The organism is Luteibacter sp. OK325 (assembly GCF_003050935.1).
Lineage (GTDB): Bacteria > Pseudomonadota > Gammaproteobacteria > Xanthomonadales > Rhodanobacteraceae > Luteibacter.
In genome coordinates, this window is record NZ_QAOX01000019.1 from 1 (window position 1) to 1,262 (window position 1,262).

Genomic DNA, 1,262 nt, shown 5'->3' on the forward strand with positions numbered 1-1,262 from the left:
TGTAGATGCTCTCTTGGCGGTCAAGCGTTCTTGAGATGTTCGGGGCTAAAGAGCTTCGAGGTATCGAAGCTCTCGTCGTTGCGGATGCAGGCCCACAGTCCGGTCAGGTACTTGCGCATGACCGCGGTGAGGGCTTGTCGCTTCTTTTTGCCTCGGCGGACGAGTTGGTCGTAGAAGGCCTTGGCCAAGGGGTCATGCCGGACGGCGACCAGGGCCGGCATGTAGGTGCCGGCACGCAGGTAGGCGTTGCCGCCTTTGCTGATGCGGGAAGCGCCGTAGACGCTGGTGCCTGACTGGTTCAGGCAAACATCCAGGCCCGCGTGGCGACTCACCTGCGGCGCCTTCATGGTCGTCGGCAGCATGACCAGTTCAGCCAGCAGGGCCATCGCCGAGACCTCCGCTACGCCCGGCGCGGCGATCATGTGCTTGAGCTGGGACTGGCGGATCGGGTCGGCATCGATCAGCGCGCGCATCGCGGCGCGCAGCCGTTCTATCCGTCGTTCCAGGGTCGCGATGGCGTCGGCTTCGTCGTCCAGCAGCAAGGCGTAGGTGCCCTGTTTGGCGTTCAAGGCATGCAGGCGATTCTTCGCGCGCGTGCGATCGGACGTCAGGCGGTTGATCTGCCGTCCCAGGTCGCGCAAGGCCAGGTCCTCGGGGCTGGGCGCGGACCAGCGAGGCGGTCGCAGCGCGTCGCCGTAGTCGGCCAGCAGGCCGGCATCGATGCTGTCGGTCTTACTGCCTTTGAGCTTGAGCTGGGCGAAGCGCTTGGCGCTGCGCGGGTTGATCACCGAGACCGGCAGGCCGGCCCGGTCCAGCGCGATGGCCAGATCCAGATGATAGATCCCGGTCGCTTCCATCACGACATACGCCGGGGCCAGCTTGAGCAACTGGGCGGCCAGCCGCGCGTGGCCAGCGGGGCTCTGCTCGAAGCTACCCTTGACCACCGGCTTGCCTGCGTCGTGCGCGGCCATGACGACGCTGCGCGCCGCTACATCCAGACCCACCGATATCGTCATCACTTTCATCCTAGGCGCGTTAGCGCAAGAATGATCCCGGCTCCCCGACCTCGCACTTTATGCCGCTGCTACCTTGTAATGCGAAGTCCCTCGCGGGCTTCTCGATACTCTCCGCAGTAGGCAATGAGGCGGGGGGCCACTCTACAATCGAAGTCAGATAATTCTGCTTCCAGGAGCCGGCGGCCTCCCCGGGATCTCACTTGCTGCACCTCCCAGCGGGAGGCATGCCCAAGATACAAGGAGCCG

At 64.8% G+C, this 1,262-nt stretch carries 1 protein-coding gene; it reads right to left on the reverse strand.

Annotated elements, in window-relative coordinates:
* Positions 1-20: 20 nt before the first annotated feature.
* Complete coding sequence (locus C8J98_RS21845; RefSeq protein ID WP_343125732.1) at positions 21-1,025, reverse strand: transposase; 1,005 nt, start codon at positions 1,023-1,025, stop codon at positions 21-23.
* Positions 1,026-1,262: the final 237 nt, after the last annotated feature.

Coding starts and splice junctions, on each gene's coding strand:
- C8J98_RS21845 (WP_343125732.1), bottom strand. CDS start 1,025: ATGAAAGTGATGACGATATCGGTGGGTCTGGATGTAGCGGCGCGCAGC.